Raw genomic sequence first — 621 nt, forward strand, 5'->3', positions numbered from 1 at the left:
TTCAGCAACCGTCGTCCATAGTAGTAACACAAATATGAATAAGACAAAAAACATAACATTCCAATCAAAAAATCGATAAACCGCAAACAAACTACTATTATCATATTTAGTATTACGTTCTTGGGCCTCTTGTAATATTTCTTTATAATCGTTACTATCCGCCTTGTTCGGATAACTAAATTTAGAAGTCCACATATTACCAATCGACCATGGTTTAATTCCTTTTTCATCCAATAAATAACGTTGTTCTTCCGATGCCATTGTTGTAACAGTCCACAGTGATGTATTCATTTCTTTATAGGATTCTGGATATAGCGAATGCATCGTTTCTCTGTAGATTTCAAGGAAATCAATAGAATGAAATTCATCCTTTAGGCTCTCTAATACTTGGTAGTTATCTCTAAGTTGTTTAACTATATTTCCATATCCATAAACATCACCATTATCTAGTTCTGTACCATCCTTTAACCGCTGCATTTCCTTTTCTATTTCAAATTGCTCTGCGACTAATTCCCAGTGTGTTTGGTTTTTTAGCATCATATTTTGACTATTTTCAATTGCTGTTAGCGCTTTCTCAGGAAGTGTTTGGAATTGCTGATTCACAACGGCAACTGTACCACC

General features: G+C 34.3%; 1 protein-coding gene. It reads right to left on the minus strand.

What is annotated here, in order from left to right; all coding sequences use genetic code 11:
* On the minus strand, positions 1-621 hold a 621-nt coding region (locus C9J34_RS22235; protein WP_193769134.1), incomplete at both ends, for a hypothetical protein.

This window comes from Metasolibacillus meyeri (genome assembly GCF_003049505.1).
Taxonomy (GTDB): domain Bacteria; phylum Bacillota; class Bacilli; order Bacillales_A; family Planococcaceae; genus Metasolibacillus; species Metasolibacillus meyeri.